This is a genomic window from Pseudomonas sp. CBS (genome assembly GCF_024734645.1).
Taxonomy (GTDB): Bacteria; Pseudomonadota; Gammaproteobacteria; order Pseudomonadales; family Pseudomonadaceae; genus Aquipseudomonas.
In genome coordinates, this window is sequence record NZ_CP102929.1 from 7,200,056 (window position 1) to 7,216,619 (window position 16,564).

At 60.3% G+C, this 16,564-nt stretch carries 17 protein-coding genes; 14 read left to right on the forward strand and 3 right to left on the reverse strand.

The features are described from left to right. Positions 1-8: 8 nt before the first annotated feature. From NVB75_RS32885 to NVB75_RS32950, 12 genes are all read left to right on the forward strand, one after another. The gene (locus tag NVB75_RS32885; protein WP_258345171.1) at positions 9-1,511 is read left to right on the forward strand and encodes a CoA-acylating methylmalonate-semialdehyde dehydrogenase; all 1,503 of its coding nucleotides are present in this window, start codon (positions 9-11) and stop codon (positions 1,509-1,511) included. Between the two features lie 28 nt (positions 1,512-1,539). Beyond that, on the forward strand, positions 1,540-2,355 hold the full coding sequence (locus tag NVB75_RS32890; RefSeq protein ID WP_258345173.1) for a TIM barrel protein: 816 nt from the start codon (positions 1,540-1,542) through the stop codon (positions 2,353-2,355). Between the two features lie 10 nt (positions 2,356-2,365). After that, positions 2,366-4,297 (forward strand): 3D-(3,5/4)-trihydroxycyclohexane-1,2-dione acylhydrolase (decyclizing), encoded by a 1,932-nt coding sequence (iolD, locus tag NVB75_RS32895; RefSeq protein ID WP_258345174.1) that lies wholly within the window; start codon positions 2,366-2,368, stop codon positions 4,295-4,297. 19 nt (positions 4,298-4,316) lie between these two features. After that, positions 4,317-5,327, forward strand: a complete 1,011-nt coding sequence (locus tag NVB75_RS32900) for a Gfo/Idh/MocA family protein (protein WP_258345176.1) — start codon at positions 4,317-4,319, stop codon at positions 5,325-5,327. 146 nt (positions 5,328-5,473) lie between these two features. Next, entirely contained in the window at positions 5,474-6,334 is an 861-nt protein-coding gene (locus tag NVB75_RS32905; RefSeq protein WP_258345178.1) for a sugar phosphate isomerase/epimerase family protein, read from the forward strand. A gap of 131 nt (positions 6,335-6,465) precedes the next feature. Next, positions 6,466-7,506 carry a Gfo/Idh/MocA family oxidoreductase gene (locus NVB75_RS32910; RefSeq protein WP_258345180.1) on the forward strand — a complete coding sequence of 347 codons (1,041 nt, stop codon included), beginning with the start codon at positions 6,466-6,468 and terminating at the stop codon, positions 7,504-7,506. A gap of 366 nt (positions 7,507-7,872) precedes the next feature. Beyond that, positions 7,873-8,808 carry a sugar ABC transporter substrate-binding protein gene (locus tag NVB75_RS32920; protein ID WP_258345183.1) on the forward strand — a complete coding sequence of 312 codons (936 nt, stop codon included), beginning with the start codon at positions 7,873-7,875 and terminating at the stop codon, positions 8,806-8,808. A gap of 63 nt (positions 8,809-8,871) precedes the next feature. Continuing rightward, positions 8,872-10,431, forward strand: a complete 1,560-nt coding sequence (locus NVB75_RS32925; protein WP_093209108.1) for a sugar ABC transporter ATP-binding protein — start codon at positions 8,872-8,874, stop codon at positions 10,429-10,431. A gap of 60 nt (positions 10,432-10,491) precedes the next feature. Next, entirely contained in the window at positions 10,492-11,529 is a 1,038-nt protein-coding gene (locus NVB75_RS32930; RefSeq protein ID WP_088425630.1) for an ABC transporter permease, read from the forward strand. Positions 11,530-11,931: 402 nt separating this feature from the next. Further along, complete coding sequence (locus NVB75_RS32935) at positions 11,932-12,336, forward strand: TraR/DksA C4-type zinc finger protein (protein ID WP_003214706.1); 405 nt, start codon at positions 11,932-11,934, stop codon at positions 12,334-12,336. Positions 12,337-12,953: 617 nt separating this feature from the next. Then, the gene (locus NVB75_RS32945; RefSeq protein ID WP_258348829.1) at positions 12,954-14,174 is read left to right on the forward strand and encodes a methyl-accepting chemotaxis protein; all 1,221 of its coding nucleotides are present in this window, start codon (positions 12,954-12,956) and stop codon (positions 14,172-14,174) included. Between the two features lie 123 nt (positions 14,175-14,297). Continuing rightward, the gene (locus NVB75_RS32950) at positions 14,298-14,501 is read left to right on the forward strand and encodes a hypothetical protein (protein ID WP_003214710.1); all 204 of its coding nucleotides are present in this window, start codon (positions 14,298-14,300) and stop codon (positions 14,499-14,501) included. Positions 14,502-14,505: 4 nt separating this feature from the next. On the opposite strand, the gene NVB75_RS32955 is transcribed toward NVB75_RS32950, so the two are convergent. From NVB75_RS32955 to NVB75_RS32965, 3 genes are all read right to left on the reverse strand, one after another. Continuing rightward, on the reverse strand, positions 14,506-14,742 hold the full coding sequence (locus tag NVB75_RS32955; protein WP_003214711.1) for a DUF2789 domain-containing protein: 237 nt from the start codon (positions 14,740-14,742) through the stop codon (positions 14,506-14,508). Between the two features lie 83 nt (positions 14,743-14,825). Continuing rightward, a complete protein-coding gene (locus NVB75_RS32960; protein WP_076016221.1) occupies positions 14,826-15,056 on the reverse strand; it encodes a hypothetical protein in 231 nt (76 codons plus the stop codon). Between the two features lie 143 nt (positions 15,057-15,199). Beyond that, a complete protein-coding gene (locus NVB75_RS32965; protein ID WP_258345190.1) occupies positions 15,200-15,454 on the reverse strand; it encodes a hypothetical protein in 255 nt (84 codons plus the stop codon). 414 nt (positions 15,455-15,868) lie between these two features. Between NVB75_RS32965 and NVB75_RS32970 the strand changes: the two genes are divergently transcribed. Further along, on the forward strand, positions 15,869-16,318 hold the full coding sequence (locus NVB75_RS32970; RefSeq protein ID WP_258345191.1) for a hypothetical protein: 450 nt from the start codon (positions 15,869-15,871) through the stop codon (positions 16,316-16,318). Further along, on the forward strand, positions 16,318-16,515 hold the full coding sequence (locus tag NVB75_RS32975; protein ID WP_258345193.1) for a hypothetical protein: 198 nt from the start codon (positions 16,318-16,320) through the stop codon (positions 16,513-16,515). Before NVB75_RS32970 ends, NVB75_RS32975 begins: the two co-directional genes overlap by 1 nt. Positions 16,516-16,564 lie beyond the last annotated feature (49 nt).

Here is a 16,564-nt window from a genome sequence, read left to right on the forward strand (position 1 = left end):
CAAGAACAATGAGCAATGCCCCGATAATCGGCCATTACATCAACGGCCAGGTGCAGGACAGCAGTAGCGAGCGCTTCAGCAATGTGTTCAACCCGGCCACCGGCGAAGTCCAGGCCCGCGTCGGGTTGGCCAGCCAGAAGACCGTCGATGAAGCTGTCGCGTCGGCACTCAAAGCCTTCCCGGCGTGGTCCGAACAATCGTCCCTGCGCCGTTCGCGGGTGCTGTTCAAATTCAAGGAATTGCTCGACCAGCACCATGACGAGCTGGCCGAAATCATCAGTCGCGAACACGGCAAGGTGTTCTCCGACGCCAAGGGCGAAGTCACTCGCGGCATCGAGATCGTCGAGTACGCCTGTGGCGCGCCGAATCTGTTGAAAACCGATTTCAGCGACAACATCGGCGGCGGCATCGACAACTGGAACCTGCGCCAGCCACTGGGGGTGTGCGCCGGCATTACCCCGTTCAACTTCCCGGTGATGGTGCCGCTGTGGATGATCCCGCTGGCGTTGGCCACCGGTAACTGCTTCATCCTCAAGCCGTCCGAGCGCGACCCATCCGCCAGTTTGCTGATGGCCCGCCTGCTGACCGAAGCCGGGCTGCCCGACGGCGTGTTCAACGTGGTGCAGGGCGACAAGAGCGCGGTTGACGGGCTGTTGCAGCACCCGGATATCGAGGCGATTTCGTTTGTTGGCTCCACGCCGATTGCCGAGTACATCCACCAGCAGGCCACTCAGCGCGGCAAGCGTGTGCAGGCATTGGGCGGGGCGAAGAACCATATGATCGTGATGCCGGACGCCGACCTGGATCAAGCAGCTGATGCCTTGATCGGCGCGGCTTACGGCTCGGCCGGCGAGCGCTGCATGGCGATCTCGATTGCCGTGGTGGTGGGCGATGTCGGCGACAAGCTGATCGAAAAACTGCTGCCGCGTATCGACCAGTTGAAGGTCGGCAACGGCTTGAAGAAAGACAGCGAGATGGGCCCGTTGGTCACCGCTGAACACAAGGCCAAGGTCGAAGGTTTTATCGACCAGGGCGTGGCCCAGGGCGCGAAATTGATCGTCGACGGTCGGGGCTTCAAGGTGCCGGGCGCGGAGGGTGGTTTCTTCGTGGGTGCGACCTTGTTCGATAACGTCACCACCGAGATGAGCATCTACCAGCAAGAGATCTTCGGGCCGGTGCTGGGCATCGTACGGGTGGCGGATTTTGCCAGCGCCGTGGCCTTGATCAACGCCCACGAGTTCGGCAACGGCGTGTCGTGTTTCACCAGCGACGGCGGCATCGCCCGTGCCTTTGCCCGCACCATCAAGGTCGGCATGGTCGGCATCAACGTGCCGATTCCGGTGCCGATGGCCTGGCATTCGTTTGGTGGCTGGAAGCGCTCGCTGTTCGGCGACCACCATGCCTACGGTGAAGAAGGCATTCGTTTCTACAGCCGCTACAAAAGCGTGATGCAACGCTGGCCCGACAGCATCGCCAAGGGCCCTGAATTCAGCATGCCAACCGCCAAGTAAATGTTTTCGAGTGTGGAGCACAACAATAATGAAGTCGCCTCTACGTTTTGCCCTGAACCGCATGGTCGCCCCCAGCCTTTCCCTGCCGGACTTTATCCAGCTGGCGGTGACCCTGAAATGCGACGCCATCGAGATCCGTAACGACCTCAAGGGCATCGAGATTGAAGACGGCACTCCCGCCAGCCGCGTGCGCGAACTGTGCGCGGTGCACGGCATCACCGTGCTGTCGATCAACGCGTTGTACCCGTTTGATGTATGGAATGACGAGCGCCGCGCCCAGGCCATCAAGTTGGCGGCCTATGCCCGCGAGAGCGGTGCGCAGGCGTTGGTGATGTGCCCGTTGAACGACCGCGCCGACCCGCGCAACGAAGCCCAGCGCGCCGCTGGTTTGCGCACAGCCTTGAGTGAACTGGCGCCGATCCTGCGGGAATACGGGATTCTCGGTTTTGTCGAACCCCTGGGGTTTGAAGAATGCGCCCTGCGCCGCAAGCGCGTGGCAGTGGATGCGATCAAGGCCATCGGCGGGCTGGATGTGTTTCGCGTGGTGCACGACACCTTCCACCACCACCTGGCCAGCGAACATGAGTTCTTTCCCGAGCTGACCGGGCTGGTGCACATCTCCGGTGTGGAAGATGCCGACGTACCGCTGAACTCGATCCGCGACGGTCACCGTGTGCTGGTGGGCGAGGGCGATATCCTGGGCAATACCGCGCAGATCGACACCTTGCTCAGCACCGGCTACAGCGGTTACCTGTCGTTCGAACCGTTCGCCGCAAGCGTGCACGGCCTGGCAGATATCAAGCAGGCGTTGGGGGCGAGTATCGCCCACCTGCAGAAACGATAAGGGGCACCTCATGACCACAACCCGATTGACCATGGCCCAGGCCCTGGTGAAGTTTCTGGATAACCAGTACATCGAAGTCGACGGTGTTCAAAGCAAATTTGTCGCCGGCATCTTCACGATTTTCGGCCACGGCAATGTGCTGGGCCTGGGCCAGGCCCTGGAACAGGACAGCGGCGACCTGGTGGTGCATCAGGGCCGCAACGAGCAAGGCATGGCCCACGCGGCGATTGGTTTTGCCAAGCAGCACCTGCGCCGCAAGATCTATGCGTGTTCCTCTTCGGTAGGGCCGGGCGCGGCGAATATGTTGACCGCTGCGGCGACCGCGACCGCCAACCGGATTCCGCTGCTGCTGTTGCCCGGTGATGTCTACGCCAGCCGCCAGCCCGATCCGGTACTGCAACAGATCGAGCAGTTCCACGACTTGAGCATCAGCACCAACGACGCGTTTCGTGCCGTCAGCAAATACTGGGACCGCATCAACCGCCCGGAACAGCTGATGACGGCGGCGATTCACGCCATGCGCGTGCTCACCGACCCGGCGGAAACCGGCGCCGTGACCCTGGCCCTGCCGCAGGATGTACAGGGTGAAGCCTGGGATTACCCGGACTACTTCCTGCAAAAGCGCGTGCACCGGATCGACCGGCGCCCGGCGACCGAAGCGATGCTGGGGGATGCTGTGGCGGCGTTCAAGGGCAAGCGCAAACCGCTGATCGTGTGTGGCGGCGGGGTCAAATACTCAGGCGCGAATGCCGCGCTGCAAGCCTTTGCCGAGCGCTTCGATATTCCGTTCGCGGAAACCCAGGCGGGCAAGAGTGCGGTGGTTTCAAGCCATCCGCTGAACCTCGGCGGCCTCGGTGAAACCGGCTGCCTGGCGGCGAACCTGCTGGCACCGGAGGCCGACCTGATCATTGGTATCGGCACGCGCTATACCGATTTCACCACCTCGTCGAAGTCACTGTTCAAGCATCCCGAGGTGCAGTTTCTCAACCTCAATATCAGCCCTTGCGATGCACTGAAACTCGATGGCGTGCAGCTGCTGGCGGATGCCAAGGTCGGCCTGGAAGCTCTGGCTGAAGCCCTGGGCGACTATCGTTCCAGCTGGGGCGATCAACCACGGGATGCCAAGGCGCAGCTGGACGTCGAGGTCGACCGCATCTACCAGGCGGAATACCAGACTGAAAACTTCGTCCCGGAAATCAACGACCATATGGACCCGGCGGTGCTGCGCGAATTCATCGAACTGACCGGCTCCTGCCTGACCCAAAGCCGCGTACTCGGTGTGCTCAACGAAGCCCTGGCCGACGACGCAATCATCGTCGCCGCCGCCGGCAGCCTGCCGGGTGACTTGCAGCGCAGCTGGCGCAGCAAGGGCGTGAACACCTACCACGTCGAATACGGTTATTCGTGCATGGGCTACGAGGTCAACGCCGCATTGGGCGTGAAGCTGGCAGAGCCCGAGCGCGAGGTGTACGCACTGGTGGGCGACGGCTCCTACATGATGCTGCACTCGGAGCTGGCCACCTCTATCCAGGAGCGGCGCAAGATCAACGTGGTGCTGCTGGACAACATGACCTTTGGCTGCATCAACAATTTGCAGATGGAACACGGCATGGACAGCTTCGGCACCGAGTTCCGCTTCCGCAATCCCGAGACCGGCAAGCTCGACGGCGGTTTCGTCCCGGTGGATTTCGCCATGAGCGCGGCGGCCTATGGCTGCAAGACCTACAAGGTCAACACCGTGGAGCAGCTAAAGGCGGCGCTGGCCGATGCGCGCACGCAAACGGTGTCGACGCTGATTGATATCAAGGTGCTGCCGAAAACCATGATCCACAAATACCTGTCGTGGTGGCGCGTCGGTGTGGCGCAGGTGTCCACCAGCGAACGCACCGACGCGGTGGCCAAACAACTCAATGAACGCCTGGCCAAGGCTCGGCAGTACTAATAACAAGAGGAGTGTTTTCATGTCGTTGAAGCTTGGAGTTATCGGTACTGGCGCCATTGGCCAGGATCATATTCGTCGTTGCAGCCAGACCCTGCTCAACAGCCAGGTGGTGGCCGTGACCGACATCAACCTCGAGCAGGCTGCCAAGGTTGTCTCGGACCTGAAACTTACCGCCGAGGTCTACCCGGACGGCCACGCGCTGATCAACTCGCCGCAAGTCGAGGCGATCCTCGTCACCTCCTGGGGCCCGAGCCACGAAGAGTTCGTCCTGGCGGCGATTGCCGCCGGCAAACCGGTGTTCTGCGAGAAGCCGCTGGCGGTGACTGCCGAAGGCTGCCGCAAGATCGTCGAGGCCGAAGTGGCCCACGGCAAGCGCCTGGTGCAGGTGGGCTTCATGCGTCCGTATGACCAGGGTTATCGCGCCTTGAAAGCCGTGATCGACAGCGGCCAGATCGGCGAGCCGTTGATGCTGCACTGCGCGCACCGCAACCCGAGGGTGGGTGAAAACTACAAGACCGACATGGCGATCACTGACACGCTGATCCACGAGCTGGATGTGTTGCGCTGGTTGCTGGCCGATGACTATGTGTCGGTGCAAGTAGTGTTCCCGCGTAAATCGAGCAAGGCGCTGGCGCACTTGCGCGACCCACAGATCGTGCTGCTGGAAACCGCCAAGGGCACGCGCATCGATGTGGAAGTGTTTGTGAACTGCCAGTACGGCTACGACATTCAGTGCGAAGTGGTGGGGGAGACCGGTATTGCGAAATTGCCGGAGCCATCCCAGGTGCAGATGCGCAGCGAGGCCAAGCTGTCGAATGCGATTCTGATGGATTGGAAAGACCGGTTTATCGCGGCGTATGACGTCGAATTGCAGGCGTTTATCGACGGTGTGAGGGCAGGGCAAGTGGGTGGGCCGTCGGCGTGGGATGGTTTTGCGGCGGCGGTGGCGGCGGATGCGTGCATTGAGGCGCAGAACAGTGGGCAGATTGTGAAAGTGGGCCTGCCAGAACGTCCGCATTTCTACGGCTAACCACAACCCTCACTGATGTAACGCAGTCAGTGTGGGAGCGGGCTTGCTCGCGAATGCGGTGGATCAGTATCCAAATTCATTAACTGACACACCGCATTCGCGAGCAAGCCCGCTCCCACATAAGGCGATCCGGGAGACTTCATATTATGCGCATCGCATTAGACCCCTACATGTACCGCCACCTGCCCCTCGGCCAAATGGTCGACAAGGCCGCCGAGCTCGGCTACCAGCACATCGAACTCTCACCCCGTGAAGACTTCCTGCCGTTCTACAAGGCGGCCCGGGTCGACCGGGCGCGCATCAAGGAGTTTCGCAAGGCCTTGAGCGATGCCGGCGTGCAACTCTCATCCCTGCTGCCCATGTACCACTGGGCCGCCGCCGACGAAGGCCTGCGGGTTGCCGCCGTACGCAACTGGAAACGCGCGATCCAGATCGCCGTGGAAATGGACTGCGAGCTGGTCAACACCGAATTCACCGGCCAGTCCGACAACCCGCTGGTGTGCGAGAACCAGTTCATGCGCTCCATGGACGAGCTGATGCCGGAGTTCGAACGCGAAGGCGTCAAGCTGGATATCCAGGCGCACCCGTACGACTTCTGCGAGCGTAACAACGAGTCGGTGGACATCATTCGCGGCCTCGACCGCGACTGGATCAACTACCTCTACGCCGCGCCGCACACGTTCTTCTATGACGACGGCAAGGGCGATATCGCCTCGATGCTCAAGTACGCAGGCACCAAACTCAGCCACTTGATCATCGCCGACACCTACAACCACCGCGCTTCGTCCAACCTGCGCTACATCGTCAACCCGCCGGGCGTCACCGCCACCGTGCACCAGCACCTGGACATCGGCCAGGGCGAGGTGAACTGGGAGGCGTTTTTCGGCACCCTGCGGGAAATCAAGTTCGACGGCATCGCCACGGTGTCGGTGTTTGCCTGGGAAGACCGGCCGGATGAGTCCAACCGGATGATGCTGGAGCGGGTGACCCGCGAACTTTGCTGTTAGACCGTTGTGGCTTGCCCTGTGGCGAGGGAGCTTGCTCCCGCTGGGGTGCGAAGCGCCCCCAAAAGCTTGCGACTGCTACGCAGTCGAGCGGGAGCAAGCTCCCTCGCCACAATTAACCAAGGAGTATTTGTATGCGAATCGGACTGGTTGGATACGGCAAAGGTGGCCGTGTATTTCATGCACCCCTGATAGCCAGCCTGCCGGGGGCGACCTTTGTCGGCGTGGTAACACGGTCACCCGAACGTCGCCAGCAACTGGCGACGGATCACCCCGGTGTGAAGGCCTTCGACAGTATCGGGCAGATCACCGAAGCCGGTGTCGACGTGCTGGTGATCTCCACCACCCTCAAGGGCCGTCCGGCCCTGGTGCTGGAGGCCATTGAGCACGGTGTGGCGGTGGTCAGCGACAAACCCTTCGCCAGCAACGCCGAACAGGCCCAGGCCTTGATTACCGCCGCCGAGCGCCAGGGCGTGCTGCTCAGCGTCTACCAGAACCGGCGCTGGGATTCGGATTTCCTGACCCTGCGCAAACTGATCGATGCCGGCGCCCTCGGCACCGTCACCCGCTTTGAATCCCGGGTGGAGCGCTACAACCCAGACTCCGTGGGCAATGCCAGCGGCGGCGGATTCCTGCGGGACCTGGGCAGCCATCTGGTAGACCAGGCCATGCAGCTGTTCGGCCCGGTGGACCGGGTGTTCGCCCAGTTGTACTACACCGCCGATGAGCCCAACGTGGATCACGGCTTCTTTGTATCGCTGACCCACGCCAACGGGGTGATTTCGCACCTGTGGGGCAATGCCCTGCAAAACAGCCAGGCCCCGCGTTTTCGGGTAAATGGCACGGCCGGTTGCTACACCGTCGAAGGGCTGGACGGCCAGGAAGACGCGCTGCTGGCCGGCAAGACCCCGAAAACCGAAGGCGAGCACTGGGGCGCCGAAGAGCACCGACGCTGGGGCTGGTTTGAACAAGGTCCGGACCGTGAGCGGGTGCCGTCGGAAAAGGGCCGTTGGAATCAGTTCTACAGTCAGCTGCAAAACGCCGTGGAAGGCCATGGCGAGTTGCCGGTGAACGTCCTGGATGCCTTGGCAACCACCCGTGTACTGGACGCGGCGCGCCTGAGCGCCGAGCGTCAGCAGGTGGTGGAAATGGCGGCTGTGGAGTCGCACAGATGAAAAATAGAATAAAATTCTAAAACAGGTTGATATGGAAATTATTTTCCAATAAAGTCTTTTCCAGGTTGCATAAAGTACGTTCGGACTCGATTCGGGCGACTCGACAAAAACAAGATCAAAACAACCAGGTACCGTCAGATGAAAATCTTCAACGCTGTACTGCGAGTTTTACGTCCTGCCCTCAAGCCTCGCGGTCTGCCCCGCGCCCGGCCGTTTTACTTCTCCCTCCTGAATGTCCTGTGCGTCGAAAGCAAGGGCTCCCTGGTGTGCTGCATTCCGGGGGCGCCGATCGTTCGACTGCCGACCGCTTCGCTCTGAAAAACGCAACGTCCACAAAACCAACAAGAAATTGGAGACAGACCGTTCATGAAGACCCCGATCCGTTTTACCGCGCTGGCCCTGTCCATGATGCTCGCCAGTGGTTTCGCTACGGCAGCCGATATCAAGGTGGGCGTGAGCATGTCGGCGTTCGATGACACCTTCCTGACTTACCTGCGTGAGGACATGGACAAGCAAGCCAAGTCCTACCCCAAGGGTGACGGCGTGCAGCTGCAGTTCGAAGACGCCCGCGCCGATGTGGTCAAGCAACTGAGCCAGGTCGAGAGCTTCATCAGCCAGAAAGTCGATGCCATCATCGTCAATCCGGTCGATACCGCATCGACCAAGAACATTATCACCGAAGCTACCAAGGCGGGGATTCCGCTGGTGTTCGTCAACCGGCGTCCCGACCAGAAAGAATTACCCAAGGGCGTGGTGGCGGTGACCTCCGATGACGTTGAGGCGGGTCGCCTGCAAATGCAGTACATCGCCGAAAAGCTCGGCGGCAAGGGCAAGATCGTGATCCTGCTGGGTGACCTGGCGAACAACTCCACCACCAACCGCACCAAAGGTGTCAAGGAAGTCCTGGCCAAATACCCGGACATCAAGATCGAGCAGGAACAGACCGGCATCTGGCTGCGTGACAAGGGCATGACCCTGGTCAACGACTGGCTGACCCAAGGCCGTGAATTCAACGCGGTGCTGGCCAACAACGACGAGATGGCCATCGGTGCGTCCATGGCGTTGAAGTCGGCGGGCACCAAGCCGGGCACCGTGTTGATCGCCGGGGTGGATGGCACACCGGACGGTTTGAACGCGATTACCAAGGGCGACATGGCCGCGTCGGCGTTCCAGGACGCCAATGGCCAGGCCGTAGGTTCGGTGGAAGCGGCGCGCAAGATGGCCAGGCACGAGCCGGTCGAGCAGAACGTGGTGATCCCGTTCAAGCTCATCACCCCGGACAACGTCAAAGACTTCAAGTAGCCCTTAATAACAACAATAAACCGGCAGGGCAGCCTCGGCGGCCCTGCTGACGGAGTACCCGATATGTTTGCTCAAGCGACTGCTTCGCAAGCCCCGCTGCCGGGCCCTCAACCCGACGGGCTGATCGAGCCCTACCTGCTGGAAATCTCCAACATCAGCAAAGGCTTTCCCGGCGTCGTGGCCCTGGCCGATGTGCAGCTGCGGGTGCGCCCCGGCTCGGTGCTGGCGCTGATGGGCGAGAACGGTGCGGGCAAGTCGACGCTGATGAAGATCATCGCCGGCATCTATCAGCCCGACGCCGGTGAAATCCGCTTGCGTGGCAAGCCGATCAAATTCGAAACGCCGTTGGCGGCGCAGAAGGCCGGGATCGCGATGATCCACCAGGAACTCAACCTGATGCCGCACATGAGCATCGCCGAGAACATCTGGATCGGCCGCGAACAGCTCAACGGCCTGCACATGGTCAACCACCGGGAAATGCACCGCTGCACCGCCGAACTGCTGGCGCGGCTGCGGATCAACCTCGACCCGGAAGAGCACGTCGGCAACCTGAGCATCGCCGAGCGGCAGATGGTCGAGATTGCCAAGGCAGTGTCCTACGACTCCGACATCCTGATCATGGATGAACCGACCTCGGCCATTACCGACAAGGAAGTGGCCCACCTGTTTTCGATCATTGCCGACCTGAAGTCCCAGGGCAAAGGCATCATCTACATCACCCATAAAATGAACGAAGTGTTCGCCATTGCCGATGAAGTCGCAGTGTTCCGCGATGGTGCCTATATCGGCTTGCAACGGGCCGACAGCATGGACAGCGACAGCCTGATCTCGATGATGGTGGGGCGTGAGCTGAGCCAGCTGTTCCCGGTGCGCGACAAGCCCATTGGCGATCTGTTGCTGTCGGTGCGCGACCTGCGCCTGGACGGGGTATTCCAGGGCGTGTCGTTTGACCTGCACGCCGGGGAGATTCTCGGCATCGCCGGGTTGATGGGCTCCGGTCGTACCAATGTGGCCGAAACCATTTTTGGCATCACCCCAAGCTCCGGCGGCGAGATCCAGCTGGACGGCAAGACCGTGCGCATCACCGACCCGCACATGGCCATCGAGAAGGGCTTCGCGCTGCTGACCGAAGACCGCAAGCTCAGCGGCCTGTTCCCCTGCCTGTCGGTGCTGGAAAACATGGAAATGGCCGTGCTGCCGCATTACTCCGGCAATGGCTTTATCCAGCAAAAAGCCCTGCGCGCCCTGTGCGAAGACATGTGCACCAAGCTGCGGGTGAAAACGCCGTCCCTGGAGCAGTGCATCGACACCTTGTCCGGTGGCAACCAGCAAAAAGCCCTGTTGGCCCGCTGGCTGATGACCAACCCGCGGCTGCTGATCCTCGACGAACCCACCCGCGGTATCGACGTGGGGGCCAAGGCCGAGATCTACCGACTGATTTCCTACCTGGCCAGCGAAGGCATGGCCGTGATCATGATTTCCTCGGAGCTGCCGGAGGTGCTGGGCATGAGCGACCGGGTGATGGTGATGCACGAAGGCGAACTGATGGGCACCCTGGACCGCGCCGACGCGACCCAGGAAAAAGTCATGCAACTGGCTTCCGGTATGACGGCGGTCCACTAACGAACAGACGGCGCCGGCCCGTTGCGGCCGGCGCAACGCGATAAAAAAAGGTGAGTGGTTATGAACGCGATACTGGAAAGCAAACCCGAGGAAAAGAAGCCCGCCACTGCGCCGGTCAAGCACCGTCGACGCATGCCCACCGAGCTGAGCATCCTGCTGGTGCTGATTGGCATCGGCCTGGTGTTTGAGTTGTTCGGCTGGATCGTGCGCGACCAGAGCTTTCTGATGAACTCCCAGCGCCTGGTGTTGATGATCCTGCAAGTGTCGATCATCGGCCTGCTGGCAATTGGCGTGACTCAGGTGATCATCACCACCGGGATTGATTTGTCCTCGGGCTCGGTGCTGGCCTTGTCGGCGATGATCGCCGCCAGTCTGGCGCAGACTTCTGACTTTTCCCGTGCGGTGTTTCCGTCCCTGACTGACCTGCCGGTGTGGATACCGGTGGCGATGGGGCTGGGTGTGGGGCTGCTGGCGGGGGCCATCAACGGCAGCATTATTGCGGTCACCGGGATTCCACCGTTTATTGCGACCCTCGGCATGATGGTCTCGGCCCGTGGCCTGGCGCGTTACTACACCGAAGGCCAGCCGGTGAGCATGCTCTCGGACTCCTACACGGCCATCGGCCACGGCGCGATGCCGGTGGTGATCTTCCTGGTGGTGGCGGTGATCTTCCATATCGCCCTGCGCTACACCAAGTATGGCAAATACACCTACGCCATCGGCGGCAACATGCAGGCGGCGCGTACCTCGGGGATCAACGTCAAGCGCCACCTGATCATCGTCTACAGCATCGCCGGCTTGCTGGCCGGCCTGGCCGGTGTAGTGGCGTCGGCACGGGCCGCCACCGGGCAGGCGGGCATGGGCATGTCCTATGAGCTGGACGCGATTGCCGCCGCAGTGATCGGCGGCACCAGCCTGGCGGGCGGGGTAGGGCGCATCACCGGCACCGTGATCGGCGCGCTGATCCTCGGGGTGATGGCCAGCGGGTTTACCTTCGTCGGCGTGGACGCGTACATCCAGGACATCATCAAGGGCCTGATCATCGTGGTGGCGGTGGTGATCGACCAGTATCGCAACAAGCGCAAACTCAAGCGCTAACGCGGTCCTCACGGCCGCATCGGTCGAAATGTGGGAGCGGGCTTGCTCGCGAAGACGGTGTATCAGTTAAACATTCAGTGACTGACACACTGCCTTCGCGAGCAAGCCCGCTCCCACATTTAACCGTTTGTCTTCTATATAGCTCCACAACACTGAATTTCTTGCTATAAACGCACTCCGATGACCGTTCGCCGAGCCCGTCCTGGTGCCTTTGCGGGTTATCTTGGAAAAAATGCCTGTCATTTCAGTTGCTGAGCCCTCAAGTCGGCCTTAGACTGCCGCCCCTCGTAAATTGAGTGCCGGGTGGCGCTTGAAATGGACGGCGCCTTTCCGAGACCTGCAGAGGTCGGCCGGAACGCTCCCTTATTCGCCTTAATGCACGTATTTTTTATAGAGAAATCAATGACAAAGGAAAAGTTGCTGGCCATGCCGGCGGATGACTACATGAATGCCGAGCAGCACGCTTTTTTCGAGAAGTTGTTGCAAGACATGAAAGTGGAACACCACGAGCGCATCGAGCAGAACCGCATCGCCATTGAAAGCCTGGACACCCCGGCTGACCCGGCGGACGCCGCGTCTGTCGAAGAAGAGCGCACCTGGCTGGTGAATGCCATCGACCGCGACCAGCGCATGCTGCCGCAACTTGAGCAGGCCCTGGGCCGTATCAAGGAAGACTCCTTCGGCTGGTGCGATGACAGCGGCGAGCCTATTGGCCTCAAGCGCCTGCTGATCAGCCCGACCACCAAGTACTGCATCGAAGCGCAAGAGCGCCACGAGCAAATCGACAAGCACCAGCGCCAAGCCTGATGCCCCCGTGTAGGAGCGAGCTTGCTCGCGAAGGTCGTTCACGATAACGCGGGAAACCTGATACCCAACGGTGCTCTCAGGTTCTTCGCGAGCAAGCTCGCTCCTACATAGATTTCGCCCGTATTACCGCTGTCTATTGATCTGCTGCAAGCCCCCCACTAAAGGCCCATGGATAATGGCTACGTAGTGGCGTCTAATGCAGTCACAATAACGACAAGCAGCGGGGTAACGAACATGGCTGGAGACGGATCTCTCATGGGCGCAGCAGTGTCACCCCCTCCGGTGACGCGACAGTTGCCCGGCTGGTTGACGCCGCTCCTGCAAAGTACCGCCTTGGTGCTGTTGCTGCTGGGCCTGGCGTTCGCCCAACTGTCGATTTACTTGTGCCTGCCGGTAGCCCTGCTACTGATCTGGCTACCTCGCCTGACGCAGCGCCCCCCCGCGCCGCGCCTTCCGAAGCCACCGATGCCATCGGCGAGCTGACCCGCGACCTTTCCTACACCACCAGTCATAACGCATTGTCTGCTGCCGGCGTGGCCTATTCGGTCAAGCAACTGGCGGCCAGGCTGCAATCACAGTTAAGCGCGGCGCAGCAGATCGTCAGCAGTGCCGAAGTGATGATCGACACCGAGAAAGTCACCTCCGAACTGAGTCGCCAGGCCCTCGGCGCTGCCAGCCAGGCCCATCAACGCAGTACCGAAGGGCGTGAGGTGCTGGCGCAATCCATCACCCGCATGCACCAGCTCAGCCAGCGTGCCAACGACAGTCGCCAATTGATTGAGGCGTTAAGCCAGCGCAGCGAAGAAATCCAGCGTGTCACCCTGGTGATTCAGTCGATTGCCAGCCAGACCAACCTGCTGGCCTTGAACGCGGCGATTGAAGCCGCGCGGGCGGGTGAGCATGGTCGCGGGTTTGCGGTCGTCGCCGACGAGGTGCGTGGCCTGGCCGGGCGAACCGCCACGGCGACCGATGAAGTCGGGTTGATGGTGGCGGATATCCAGCAGCGCACCGCCCAGGTGGTGGAGCAGATCCGGCAGTTGTCGGCGGATTTGCAATCCGGCGTAGAGCAGGTAGAGCACGCCGGGGACCAACTGGACAGCATCGCTACCCTGGCGGCGAACGTGGAGGGCCAGGTCAACGAGATCGCCCAGGGCACCGATACCAACCGCGACCAACTCGACAGCCTGTTCCATGCGGTGGAGCAGATGCGCAGCGATTTGACCGTCAGCGACCAACAGACCCAACAGCTGGCCGCTGCTGCCGTACAAATGGAAGGGCAGGCTGAAACCATCAGCGAGCGCCTCGCCGAGGTTGGCCTGGACGACTATCACCAGCGTATCTATGACCTGGCCCGCGAAGGGGCCAGCCGGATTGCCGCGCAGTTTGAAGCTGACGTGCTGCAAAATCGCATCAGCCTCGATGACCTGTTCGACCGCAACTACACCCCCATTCCCAATACTCAGCCCAGCAAGTACTACACGCGTTTTGATGGCTATACCGACCAGGTACTGCCGGCGATCCAGGAAGCCTTGTTGCCTCGGCATGAAGGACTGGTGTTCGCGATTGCCTGCACGCCACAGGGTTATGTGCCGACCCACAACAACGTGTTTTCCCAAACGCTGACCGGCGATGCCCAGGTGGACGCGGTGCAAAACCGCACCAAGCGCAAGTTTGAAGACCGCACCGGGATCCGCTGTGGCAGCCACCAGCAGGCGGTGTTGTTGCAGACCTACACTCGCGATACCGGTGAGTTGATGCACGACCTGTCGGTGCCGATCACGGTCAATGGCCGGCATTGGGGCGGCTTGCGCCTGGGCTACAAACCCGAGGGGCGCTGATCAGGGGGGGATTGTTGCAGGTTATGCAAGGGAGCTATTCCGGGGATAGCTTTTTCCAACTGGAGGAAAACCGTAGCATGGCGAACATTGTTAGCCAGCTAACTAATTCTCTGGAGGCGTTCCATGCAAACCAAAGTCGATGTGGCTGTGATGATTGGCAGTGGCGTACCGCCCACCCTGCGTGCGTTGGGGCAGAAGGCCTGTTGGGTGGTGTTGCTTAACGGTGAGCAGCGCGGCACGGCGTTTGCCAGCCGCGACGAAGCCGAAGAGTGCAGGGCTGCCTGGGAGGCGCTGTTGCACCTGGAGCAGTCAGACAGCCTGCATTGAAAGGTCAGGGTTGCTGGTGCAGGCGCTGGTTCAGCTCATCGACCGCAATTGCCCAAACAGCGTCTTCACGCAGTTCATCTTTAAGAAATTGGGCTTGTTGCGGTGACCAGAAATCCGCGTCAATCAGCTTTACGTCATTGGGCAGGGTGTGTTTGCCGATAAAATCGTCAATCCCTTCGGGTGACGAATCTTCTCCAAGTTGTTCAAACAGGTCTTCGAGGGTGTAGGTCTGCGCTTCCATATCGTTCTCCATGCGGGCTGATCATCGTATGCATGGGAGGGTTGTGGCAGGGCAGAGTTCGATCGGATTTTCGCGCCGGTTAATCAGGAAGTCAGCGCGCCTGAATCGACGGCGGCCTTAAGGGCTTTGGCGGCATCCTTGGCAGCCGTGTTGGCGGCGTCTACGGTTTTGAACCAGCGGTCCTTTTCTACCTGGTGGGTCGTCACGGTGGTCAGGGGAGCCTTGGCCCGCATCACAATCACGGCCTGGAACTCACCGTCTACTTCTCTGGCTTCGCCATGGATGAAAAACTCGCCAATATCAAATTCCGTCACGTATAGCCTTCCCTTGGAGGTAATTGCGCTGATGAAACCTGAACCGCAAGGGGACAAATCTCAATGGACGGACCAGTATGGCAGTTGTTACGCACCGGCGGCGCAGTAAAGTCAACCAGATGACGAAACGACAACCCAGGCGTTCAACCTTGGGTTGCGCAGAGGATGGCTTCCAATTGCCTGGCCAGTTCGCAAGCCTCGCTATGGCCACTGCGAAAGCCTTTGACACGCCCACTGGGCACTTCAAGAATATGGAAGAAGTTCCTGCCGGCGGGCAACACCCGATAGAGCGCCGAATGCAGGCCACCGTCGTGGGCGCATAGGGAGTAGAATTGGCCGTCATCCAGAAAAGATGAACCCGTGTTCGAGGGGGTGGCAATCGCTTGATGTCGTTGCATAATCAGCTCCTGTCGATTGAACTTGCGGACCCGTTTGCAGTATTTCGGGTGGTTTTAACCCGTGGTGCTGTTTTAGTATTGTTGTCAGCAACCGGCGTCCGGTTCCATCCAAGGCATTAGTTTCTGTGTTGGATGTCGGAAAACTGCATTTTTAAAAGGTTATTGTCTGAAGTAGGTCGGCCAGTGTTCTCTGGTCGTTAAACCTGTGATTTCCTGCAACGCCTGGCGACCTGCGTAAGGTGCGTCGGGCACGCCTGTACTAGTCTTATGGCTTGGCAGCGTGGTCTTCTTCAGTTTTTTTCAGTGGATGTGTTGTGTGATCGTGCCGTTTCGGCCGTTTTTTTGTGCTGCCCGCTTGGGTGGGCAGCACCTTTTTGATGTGGGGGCGTTTCCTTGGCAGTCAGTAATCTGGATATGCACGCGTTATTCGTGCTGGGTGATTTGCGCGCAAAGTTGGTCAAGCAGTTTCAATCCCGTTTCGTCTACATCACTGAGCAGACGCCTGAAGGCATCTACATCGCCGAGATCGATACCGAAGCGGCGCTGGTGGTGGACGACAAGCCACGCCTGGAACTCAAGGTCGGCGATCATTTCCGGGCCGCCGTATTGCCCAGTCGCGAAGGCGGCAAGTTCGAGTTGAAGTTTCGCGATATCAAGTTGACGGTGTATGGCCTGGGCGATTACGCCTTTGTCTCTTCGGCCGAAGGCCAGGGCATCGTGTTCAAGGAAGGCCACAGTGTGATGTTGGTGTTCGCCGCCAATGAGCAACTGGTAGAAGGCTTGACCAAAACCCTGAAGGCCGTCACCGGCAAGGCCGCCAAATGGCGCAAGGGTGAACTCGTGACCTTCAAGGCCAGCGAGTAATGAGCCAGGGTAGGGCGCAGTTCCACGAGCAGCACCTGCTCGATGCGCAAGCCAGGGCGGCGCAATTGTTTGCCCGCAAGTCCGAGTTGCAGGGCGCCTGGTTGAACTGGGTCGCCGGCCAGTTGTATGAACTCAAGCCCGCCGAATTCGCCAGCATGGTGCGCCGCGAGTTGCAGCGGCTGACCAATCCGCCGTAAAAGCATGCGACATGCCATGTTCGCCGGAACCTCTACTACAGTTGAGTTG

Bases quoted from the DNA above. Each gene is read 5' to 3' on its own strand.
- NVB75_RS32920 (WP_258345183.1), top strand. From the start codon at position 7,873: ATGAAGACCCCGATCCGTTTTACCGCGCTGGCCCTGTCCATGATGCTC.
- NVB75_RS32965 (WP_258345190.1), bottom strand. From the start codon at position 15,454: ATGCAACGACATCAAGCGATTGCCACCCCCTCGAACACGGGTTCATCT.
- NVB75_RS32910 (WP_258345180.1), top strand. From the start codon at position 6,466: ATGCGAATCGGACTGGTTGGATACGGCAAAGGTGGCCGTGTATTTCAT.
- NVB75_RS32950 (WP_003214710.1), top strand. From the start codon at position 14,298: ATGCAAACCAAAGTCGATGTGGCTGTGATGATTGGCAGTGGCGTACCG.
- NVB75_RS32890 (WP_258345173.1), top strand. From the start codon at position 1,540: ATGAAGTCGCCTCTACGTTTTGCCCTGAACCGCATGGTCGCCCCCAGC.
- NVB75_RS32955 (WP_003214711.1), bottom strand. From the start codon at position 14,742: ATGGAAGCGCAGACCTACACCCTCGAAGACCTGTTTGAACAACTTGGA.
- NVB75_RS32930 (WP_088425630.1), top strand. From the start codon at position 10,492: ATGAACGCGATACTGGAAAGCAAACCCGAGGAAAAGAAGCCCGCCACT.
- NVB75_RS32970 (WP_258345191.1), top strand. From the start codon at position 15,869: ATGCACGCGTTATTCGTGCTGGGTGATTTGCGCGCAAAGTTGGTCAAG.
- NVB75_RS32935 (WP_003214706.1), top strand. From the start codon at position 11,932: ATGACAAAGGAAAAGTTGCTGGCCATGCCGGCGGATGACTACATGAAT.
- iolD (WP_258345174.1), top strand. From the start codon at position 2,366: ATGACCACAACCCGATTGACCATGGCCCAGGCCCTGGTGAAGTTTCTG.
- NVB75_RS32905 (WP_258345178.1), top strand. From the start codon at position 5,474: ATGCGCATCGCATTAGACCCCTACATGTACCGCCACCTGCCCCTCGGC.
- NVB75_RS32925 (WP_093209108.1), top strand. From the start codon at position 8,872: ATGTTTGCTCAAGCGACTGCTTCGCAAGCCCCGCTGCCGGGCCCTCAA.
- NVB75_RS32900 (WP_258345176.1), top strand. From the start codon at position 4,317: ATGTCGTTGAAGCTTGGAGTTATCGGTACTGGCGCCATTGGCCAGGAT.
- NVB75_RS32975 (WP_258345193.1), top strand. From the start codon at position 16,318: ATGAGCCAGGGTAGGGCGCAGTTCCACGAGCAGCACCTGCTCGATGCG.
- NVB75_RS32945 (WP_258348829.1), top strand. From the start codon at position 12,954: ATGATCGACACCGAGAAAGTCACCTCCGAACTGAGTCGCCAGGCCCTC.
- NVB75_RS32885 (WP_258345171.1), top strand. From the start codon at position 9: ATGAGCAATGCCCCGATAATCGGCCATTACATCAACGGCCAGGTGCAG.